Annotated in this window: 10 protein-coding genes; 6 read left to right on the top strand and 4 right to left on the bottom strand. The window is 62.5% G+C overall.

The window, feature by feature from the left end:
* The 4 genes from CK944_RS23315 to CK944_RS17760 form a co-directional block, all read left to right on the top strand.
* Window positions 1-201: hypothetical protein (locus CK944_RS23315; RefSeq protein ID WP_158248056.1), on the top strand; the 201-nt coding region annotated here is incomplete at its 5' end.
* The gene (locus tag CK944_RS23310) at window positions 198-362 is read left to right on the top strand and encodes a hypothetical protein (protein ID WP_158248055.1); all 165 of its coding nucleotides are present in this window, start codon (window positions 198-200) and stop codon (window positions 360-362) included. The genes CK944_RS23315 and CK944_RS23310, both read left to right, overlap by 4 nt.
* Window positions 363-373: 11 nt before the next feature.
* Window positions 374-1,729 carry a class I SAM-dependent methyltransferase gene (locus CK944_RS17765; RefSeq protein ID WP_239986136.1) on the top strand — a complete coding sequence of 452 codons (1,356 nt, stop codon included), beginning with the start codon at window positions 374-376 and terminating at the stop codon, window positions 1,727-1,729.
* A 64-nt stretch (window positions 1,730-1,793) separates the two neighbouring features.
* Window positions 1,794-1,985: a hypothetical protein gene (locus CK944_RS17760; protein WP_146038700.1), complete on the top strand. Its 192-nt coding sequence runs from the start codon at window positions 1,794-1,796 to the stop codon at window positions 1,983-1,985.
* Between the two features lie 35 nt (window positions 1,986-2,020).
* On the opposite strand, the gene CK944_RS17755 is transcribed toward CK944_RS17760, so the two are convergent.
* The 4 genes from CK944_RS17755 to CK944_RS17740 form a co-directional block, all read right to left on the bottom strand.
* Window positions 2,021-2,494 carry a thermonuclease family protein gene (locus CK944_RS17755; protein WP_158248054.1) on the bottom strand — a complete coding sequence of 158 codons (474 nt, stop codon included), beginning with the start codon at window positions 2,492-2,494 and terminating at the stop codon, window positions 2,021-2,023.
* 71 nt (window positions 2,495-2,565) lie between these two features.
* Window positions 2,566-2,979, bottom strand: a complete 414-nt coding sequence (locus CK944_RS17750; protein ID WP_103174415.1) for a hypothetical protein — start codon at window positions 2,977-2,979, stop codon at window positions 2,566-2,568.
* Between the two features lie 53 nt (window positions 2,980-3,032).
* Complete coding sequence (locus CK944_RS17745) at window positions 3,033-3,773, bottom strand: hypothetical protein (RefSeq protein ID WP_103174414.1); 741 nt, start codon at window positions 3,771-3,773, stop codon at window positions 3,033-3,035.
* Window positions 3,773-4,486: a ParA family protein gene (locus CK944_RS17740; RefSeq protein WP_103174413.1), complete on the bottom strand. Its 714-nt coding sequence runs from the start codon at window positions 4,484-4,486 to the stop codon at window positions 3,773-3,775. Before CK944_RS17740 ends, CK944_RS17745 begins: the two co-directional genes overlap by 1 nt.
* Window positions 4,487-5,062: 576 nt before the next feature.
* Between CK944_RS17740 and CK944_RS24370 the strand changes: the two genes are divergently transcribed.
* Window positions 5,063-5,548, top strand: a complete 486-nt coding sequence (locus CK944_RS24370) for a hypothetical protein (RefSeq protein WP_239986135.1) — start codon at window positions 5,063-5,065, stop codon at window positions 5,546-5,548.
* A complete protein-coding gene (locus CK944_RS17730; protein ID WP_103174411.1) occupies window positions 5,545-7,860 on the top strand; it encodes a relaxase/mobilization nuclease domain-containing protein in 2,316 nt (771 codons plus the stop codon). Before CK944_RS24370 ends, CK944_RS17730 begins: the two co-directional genes overlap by 4 nt.
* Window positions 7,861-7,873 lie beyond the last annotated feature (13 nt).

The following is a 7,873-nucleotide window of genomic DNA, read 5'->3' as shown; positions in this document are numbered from 1 at the left end:
GTCTATTTCTACGACAGCGGCGCGGGCGAAAGCCGCTTCACCGTCAACGCCTATCTCGATCATGACAGGCGCGTCCGCGCCAAGTGCGAGGCCGACCCGACTCTTGCGGGCCGCGCCGTTGTCTATGGCGACGGTCCCTCAATGGAAACACTGTATCTCATGCTTGATGCCTTCGCCGCCCGGCAGGAGGCGACCGCATGACTTGGCGGATCATCGAAACGAGGGCGCATCCAAGCGCCCTCCCCCGCGCCCATGACACCGAGGCCCTAGCATGGCGCTTTGCGCGCCGCCACGGCCATGAGGTTTGGGAAGTAACGGACAACGGCCGGACCGCCATCGAGCGTTTCTTGGGCCAAGGCTGACGGTTGACGACATGACCTATCACAACACCGAGTTTCCGAAGATCGGAGAGACGCAGGAACATGCAGCCCCGGCCATGCGCCGCAGCCTGTCCGAGATTGTGGCCGAGTATGACGAGAAGGCCGCGGCCATTCCCGAGGTGATTGCCGAGTTCAACCGGGCCGAGGCAGCGGTCAACGTCGCGGCCTGCATCGGCGGGGCTTATGGCGGTCAGGTCTTTTCCCGCAGCCCGAGCCTCTACGAACGCGATGTGCGCCTTGCCCTGCTGCGTTCGGCCTGGAAGCATGTCTATGAAGGCTTGCAGATCGAGCGCATTGCCAGTGCCAAGGATCGCAAGCAGCTTGACCTGAAGCTGACCAACCCCCTGCCCTTCACCCTGCCCAATCTTGCTGAAGTGTTCGGGGATTACCTGCTGGACCCCCGGTTTCACGTCCTTAAGGGTCTGGCCGAGTGCTTTTGCGACCTGGACCCGGCCTACAAAAGTCATTCCAAGGTGAAGATCGGCGTCGAGGGCCTGCCCAAGCGCATCATCATCGGCAGCGCGACCGGCTGGAACGGTTGGGGCCAGGAGCGGCTGAAGGACACCTTGAACGCCCTGCGCGTTTATCGCGGCCAGCCGCGCTATGAATACCGCGAGTTTGCCGACATGATGAAGGAGGCCGAGCGACACGGCGAAGCCGATTGCTGCGCAGGCTTCATCCGCGCCTTCAAGAACGGCAACGTGCATCTGATCTTCAACGAGGACGGACGGCGCGACATAAACCGCGCCCTGGCCGAGTTCTATGGCGAGGTTCTGCCCGACGCGCCGACCGAGGCCGAGGCCGAGGCCAAGCGGCCAAGCACGGAAGTTGCCCGCGATCTGCAATTCTATCCCACGCCCCGCCGCGTGGCGCAGGAGATTGTCAGCGCCCTGCACCTGTCAGGCGGCGAACAGATCCTTGAACCGTCCTGCGGTGACGGCCGGATCATGGACGAGCTGGCCGCGTGGAACGACAACCCCGAGGACCGGCGCGGCCGCGCCCCTGTCATCGTGACCGGCATCGAGTATGACGCAGGCCGCGCCGAGCAGGCCCGTGCCAAGGGCCACTCCGTCATGACCGCCAATTTCCTTCAGGTCGCGCCCGATCCGCGCTTTGATGCAGTCGTGATGAATCCGCCCTTCTATGGCCGGCACTACAAGCTGCATCTCGATCATGCGGTGAAGTTCCTGAAGCCGGGCGGCGTCCTGGTCTGCATCCTGCCCGCGACGGCTCACTATGACCACGGCACCACCATAGGCCGGTGGACCGATCTGCCCGTGGGCAGCTTCGCCAGCTCCGGCACCAATGTTCCGACCGGCTATTGCGTCTATCACAAGCCAAGGGCGTAACTGAAAACGACAGGGGCAGGCTATGCGCCTGCCCCTGTCCTCGCCCCATTGCAAGGATCACCCCATGAACCTTCATCTGCGCATCTATTTGGCGGGACATTCCGGCCGCGTTATGCCGCGTTGGCTGCGCCGCATTGCCGCGCGCAGCGAGTTGCACCGCGCCTGGTTGTGCGGCTTCAATGGCTGCTTCGAGCAGGACGGCGTTTGCTACGGACCCGCGATCCCCTACCCCGGCCCTGTCCTACCCGACGCCTGACAGCATCGGGGCGGGCAAGTGCCCGCCCCTTGTCCTTATCGCTGGCGCCGCCACTCTTGTGGCGGGATGAACGATCCGGCGAAGATGCCGTTTCCCTCCGCACGGGCCTTGGCTTCGGCCGATTCATAGTCTCGGCTATAACGGGTGTAGGCCACGGCCCATCCGTTGCGAACGACCCAATAATTAATGTCCTTGCCGCCAGCTTCGCAGACGGAAACCGCCCGGCCATAGCGATCCGTGTCTTGCACGAGGCATCGCACGTTCTGTCCATCGAGAGCGGCCGCCAGTTTCTCGGTCGCCTGACGACCGCACGGCCAATCTTCCCCTGCCCTGTCTTGGCACATCTGGTTCTTTTCCACGGCGTCGATGCCGAACAGGCGAACCCGCGTGCCGTCCACGTCCAGCGTGTCAGCGTCGATCACGCGCACCGGCCCTGACAAGATCTCGCCTTGCGGTCGGAGCAGATCGCCAAAGATGTTTTCCGCTTCCCTTGTCAGTTCATCAGCCATGCCAGCGAGAATCGCCCCGAGCAGGACAACCCCAATGGCCGCGCCAGGACCGACGCGGAGCTTTCGGCTAATCATATGGTGCAGTCCGCCTTCAGTTCATCCTCGATGGTGAAGGACACATCCTGCCCGCCCGCGCTGAAGGTAATCGGCCCCGGCTTGGCAAGGGTGGCGACAACCTTGTTCCAGACTTCCGGGTCACGGCTGACGATGGATCCACCCGACAAGGAGAAGGTCTGTGTCTCCGTTTCCGTGCGGACCTCGATGGAGGTGCCTTCCAGAAACTGCCCAGGTGCCGGGGTCACGACCACATGATACTCTGGCGGCAGCCAAGCGCCCTCGGGATCGCACACCAGTTCAAGACGGGCCGTGCCCTCTTGGATCGTGTGCAGGAAGATGCCCTTATCTTCGGCTGATTGCCATTCCGCCGCACCCACCGGCAAGGCCAGAACCGCAAGGGAAAATGCCGAAACTACAAAGTTTTTCATATTAAACCTCTTGTTCGAGCGATCAGACCGACGTGAAGCTTCGGTGACCTGAGTTACCTGTTGTTCTTTTCAAGCTGCTTCAGAAGCGTTTCTGCCGCTCGGTCGAAGGCGGCGCGCCCGACGGCGCGGAGCATGGTGCGTGGATGCGTGTAATAACCCAAGGGATCCTGTTTCTTGATCCACGCCTTTGCAGCGCCTTCGGGAAAGCTGACAGGGTGGCGGAAGGTCGGGCCGGTGCGCACCGTCTCACCCCTTTCCACAAAGTCGCTTGTAGTCGCCGCCGTCATCTTCGCTGCTTTCTTCAGCACCGCATCAGGAGAAAAGCCGAGTCTCTCGGCGATCGCCTCGGCACGTGCATGATGGTCCTGCGTGAACTGGAATATGACCCGATGGAGGATCAAGTCCTGATTATCAGCCTGCTCGCTCGTCAAATGACTGTTTCGCGCTTCATCGCCTTGGGGCTTGGTCGCCTGTGTTGACGGTGCCTGATCTGGTGCAGGCGCTAACTTCTGTTCCGCCGCTTCACTGACGACGACTGCGGCAGGCTCAGCGGCATGATCGTTCGACTGTGGGGCCTCTGCTGCTGGCACGTCATCCTGAGGTGCCGCTTTCGGAGCCTTCTTCAACAAAGGATTTTCGCCTGCACCGCTCTGCGGTGCAGGCGCCCCCTGCCGGGCTTCCTTGGGGTAGCCGATCATGGGATCAGGAAGGGTGAGGGCTTGCGCTTTCTTCAGCATTGCGGCCCGCCTGACGCGGTCTGCATTCTTGTCCTTGAGATTGCCAAGCTGGGCCATCACGCCATTCCCTCGATCGACGCAAGAATGATGTTTGCTTCCGCAATATCGACGTCCAGGTGCTTGCGGGCGAGCCCCTGGACCGGCCCGGTCAGCGCATTCCGCTCCCTGGACAGGATGCGGCCGCGCCCTAGCGTTTCATAGGCAGTTCGGTAGGGCATGAAGAACGGCAAGATCATCGGATGGCCGGTGATGACATCGAGCGCTCCGGCTTGTTCGAGCGTCAGCTTCTGCGCGGGCTTGAGGTTGTTCAACAGCAGGCCGCAAGGCGGAGCGTGATGGCCATCTTCCTTGAGCGTGTCGCGCAAAGCTTCGTACAGGGCCACGGTCGCAAGCTGGCTGTGATACTCATGGAGGACGGGCTTGACCGGAATGATGATCCGGTCGGACATGGACATGACATCGCGTGCCAGATCGCTGTGCCGTCCCTCGGTATCGACCAAAGCATAGTCGATCCCGCTTTCCATGGCCTTCTCAATCAAGTCGTACAGCTCTTCGCCATCGGACGCCTTCACGCAGAAGAGCCGGTCTTGAAGGTCCGGATAGGCTGCATGAGCGCCTTTGACAAAGCCGGCCGTCGAGCCCTGCTTGTCGGTTTCCACGAGGAGAAGCGTGGAGACAGATGATCTTGCCAAGGCAGCCTGAGCCAGGATCCAGCAGATCGTGCTTTTGCCCCCACCACCTTTCTGACCCACCAGGGAGATTGTCAGCATCGCTTCGCTCGCATGGACGTCTGGGTGTCGAATGTATGTGCGCTCATGTGCATGCGCTCCGCTGATCCAAGCCACCACGGCGCCACATCACCTCGATGCTGGATGACCAGCGTGCCATCTCGCCCTGTGGCCACGGTGCTATCGAGCCGTCTTGCCAGACGGTCAATTCGCCAGCCCGCCGCAGTGCCAAACTGACGGCTGTCCAGACTGCCACTCAGTCATGTTGCCACTTGGCCTGCTTGCCAGATCACCACTTGGTTCACTTGCCGCGTCGCCAGCATGCCAGCCTGCCACCGGACGAGCAGGCCAGCCTGCCACATTGCCGGTAGGCCACGCTGCCACAAGGGTGGCTTGAGACGTCGTTTCGTTCATCGCTGTAGCTTTCCCAGACAGACCCTTTTCGCCTGCGTCCCATTAAGGGTGTTGCATACGTGCATTTATGAGTCAACATTACATCATTGTAGCAGGAAATGTAATTTGGCATCGTTACACTCTCCAAAACCAACTGGACGGCGGCTTTCGCCCAGCGAAAGCAGGGCGATCTTCGCCGCCTTCCAGCGTGGGGACAGCGTTACAGTGCTTGCCCGGCGTTTTGGGGTCTCGCGGCCCACCGTCTATCGCGCCATCGAGAAGAATGGCCGTCCTGGCCAGCCCTCGGCAGACTCCGCCCGCGTTGCGATCCGTCTCACGCCCGATGAACGAGCAACCTTCGACAGGCTTGCAGGGCGTCTTGGCCTCTCACGGGCGGCTCTTGGCCGTCGCGTCTTGCGGCTGGCGTCAGGCTATCTGGAGCCGGACCCAGACCTCATCGAGGCGGTCCAGGACCTGTCGCGGCAGATCAAGGCTGTGGGTGGAAACCTCAACCAGATCGCCGCGCATCTCAACCGGGAGGCCCGGCTGCAGGGACGCGCGTCACCCAACCGGGGCCAAGGGGCGCAGATCGAGGCACTCGAGCGAGCCTTGAAGACACTGGCGAAGGAGGTTGACGCGCTCTTCGTTCATGCGGCGAAGCGCCGGAAGGCACGCGTCGATGCGCTGCTGCGCCGGGGCGGTGAGGCATGAGCCAAGCCGCGTTCGTCATTGGCCGCTTTGACTGGGTCAAGAACCGGGGCGGCGGCGGGCGTGACAGCTTCCGTGTGCGCACGGGGCGGACCGGCCGTGCCATGGGGAACATTCGGGGGCTGCCCCAGGTCATGTTCAAGGTCGTGCCCAACGGCGGATGCAAGGGGCCGATGGGTCTGGCCGCCCAGCTTGGCTATGTGCTGGGCAAGGCCGAGCACATCATCGACCCCAACAAGGAATACGACCGTCTGGATCACCTGCCTGCGCAGTTCACTGAGGCGCTCGCCCAGGAATGGGCGGATGGATGGGAGCGCCGGGTCAAGGCCGGGCACTCGATGCACATGGTTGCGAGCTTCCCGCGCGGCACTGACCCCGAGAAGGTGGCCGAGATCATGCGCGACACCTGCTTTGACATCTTCGACCAGGGCCGCAGCCGGTTCAATTACATCGCGGCGCTCCACACCGACACCGGCTTCCCGCATGTCCATATCGTCGTGGACCGCAAGAATGCCGAAGGCGAGTGGTTCTACTTCGCACGAAACGGCGAGTTCACCTACGACCGCGTGAAAGATACCATCGTTGAGCATGCCGCCGTCCACGGCATCGAGTTGGTCAACAGCAGCAAGCTGTCGCGCGGCATCACCGACGAGCATGAACATGGGCGTAACCGCGCCCCCGCCGTGCGCGGCCTGGCCGGAACACTCGTCGAGCATGGCGCGGCCCCTTACCACCATGACCCGAAAGAACGCACCAGCCATTTCGTGACGGTGGAGACGCCCCGGGGAGAGAAGACGCTGTGGGGCAAGGAGCTTGGTCCGGTCCTTGAGGCAAGCGGCGCCGAAAAGGGCGATGCCGTCCGCATCACTCATGAGGGCAAGGCACCTGTCCAGATCGTGACGCGCGACGGGCGCACCATCGAGACGCATCGAAACCAATGGGCTGTCACGTTGCCCGAGAGAGACATTGCGCATGTCACCCAGCATGAACCTGCACCGACCCTCCACGAACAGAACAGCGCGGAATGGAAGCGCAACCAGATCCTGGTTCATGCCGCCGAATACCGTTCGCTGTCTGCCGCCTTCGCAGACGGATTTTCCACGCTGTCGCGCGGCTTTGCCGCCGCCGCCGAACTGCTGGAACGCGGCCTGTCATTGACCCCAGAGATTTTAGAGAACGTGAGGAGCCATACCATGCCACAAGTCCGTCATCCCGATGCCTTGGACGCATCCGCTCAAGTCCCGATGACCGATGCCGAGCGCGAGGACCTGCTGACGCAAGGCATCCAGGATGAGATCAAGCAATTGCGGTCGGAGGGTCATGACCGCGCCCATATTTCCGGGTTCAGCCCAGAAATAGAGGACGACGTTCGAGCGAGCCTCGGGATGCCCCGCGAGGATGAGCTTGCCACTGAGGCCGCCAAGGTCTTGGCCGTCATCGAGGAAGCCCGCGACAAGCTGGCGGAAGTCCGCGACACGATTGTGCAGCTTGACCCAGGCACCCGGCCCGGTATCGAGGCACAGTATTTCATGGCCGTGCGCGATGTGGAGCGCCTGACCGTCGGGCTTGATCGTGCCGAGTATTCTGAGCCCGCGCAGGGAACGATCTACGCGGACGGCCACCGCGAAGCGATTGCCGCAATGGACCACCGCCAGCTTTCCGCCGTCCTGGAAGGAACCGGCATGGATCCTGACGAGGTTGCAGCCCGCGTTGCCGTCGAGGCCCGGTCTGCAGCCCTTGAGGCGCATTGGGTTGCCGTCGACGCCGAGAAGATTGCGGCCGCGCGCGGCTATGACATGGAAACGGAGGAAGGTTCGCGACAGGCCTATGGGGATCTTGCTGCCACCTACCGCGCCGTCTCGGAGCGCAGCCTCGTCGTAGAGCATCTTGTGCCTGTGGTGGCGAACGAGCGTGATCTGGTTGAGGTCGTCGAGACTCGCCAAGCATTGATCGAGGAAGCCCGCGATCTGGCAGGCCGGGATCATCTGAACCATGAGCAGCAGGTCCGCCTGACCGAGATCGTGGAGCAGGTTGCGGGCAAGGAAGCCGTACATGAGCTGCGCGGCGGAAACAGCGATGCCTTGGCCGAGATGATGTCCGAGAAGGCCGAGCGGTTGACCCTGGCCGCGCGGTACCTCGAAGCCGAGCAGAGCCGGGGCCTGGACCGGTCGGACGCCATTACCGCCGTCCAGATGGATCGCAGGGTCATGGAGCTTGACGAGAAGCTGGAACGGCAGACCGCCTTTGAGCGGGACTACGAGCACGAGGTCCAGGTGCGGCGTGAACGCGGCCACGACGAAGGCCACGAGCTTTGAGGGGAGGACAAAG

Origin of the sequence: Paracoccus sp. SY (assembly GCF_002901215.1) — a bacterium.
In the GTDB taxonomy this organism is placed as follows: Bacteria; Pseudomonadota; Alphaproteobacteria; order Rhodobacterales; family Rhodobacteraceae; genus Paracoccus; species Paracoccus acridae.
This window is presented reverse-complemented; position numbering and strand designations above follow the sequence as displayed.

Coding starts and splice junctions, on each gene's coding strand:
- CK944_RS23310 (WP_158248055.1), top strand. CDS start 198: ATGACTTGGCGGATCATCGAAACGAGGGCGCATCCAAGCGCCCTCCCC.
- CK944_RS17765 (WP_239986136.1), top strand. CDS start 374: ATGACCTATCACAACACCGAGTTTCCGAAGATCGGAGAGACGCAGGAA.
- CK944_RS17760 (WP_146038700.1), top strand. CDS start 1,794: ATGAACCTTCATCTGCGCATCTATTTGGCGGGACATTCCGGCCGCGTT.
- CK944_RS17755 (WP_158248054.1), bottom strand. CDS start 2,494: ATGGCTGATGAACTGACAAGGGAAGCGGAAAACATCTTTGGCGATCTG.
- CK944_RS17750 (WP_103174415.1), bottom strand. CDS start 2,979: ATGAAAAACTTTGTAGTTTCGGCATTTTCCCTTGCGGTTCTGGCCTTG.
- CK944_RS17745 (WP_103174414.1), bottom strand. CDS start 3,773: ATGGCCCAGCTTGGCAATCTCAAGGACAAGAATGCAGACCGCGTCAGG.
- CK944_RS17740 (WP_103174413.1), bottom strand. CDS start 4,486: ATGCTGACAATCTCCCTGGTGGGTCAGAAAGGTGGTGGGGGCAAAAGC.
- CK944_RS17730 (WP_103174411.1), top strand. CDS start 5,545: ATGAGCCAAGCCGCGTTCGTCATTGGCCGCTTTGACTGGGTCAAGAAC.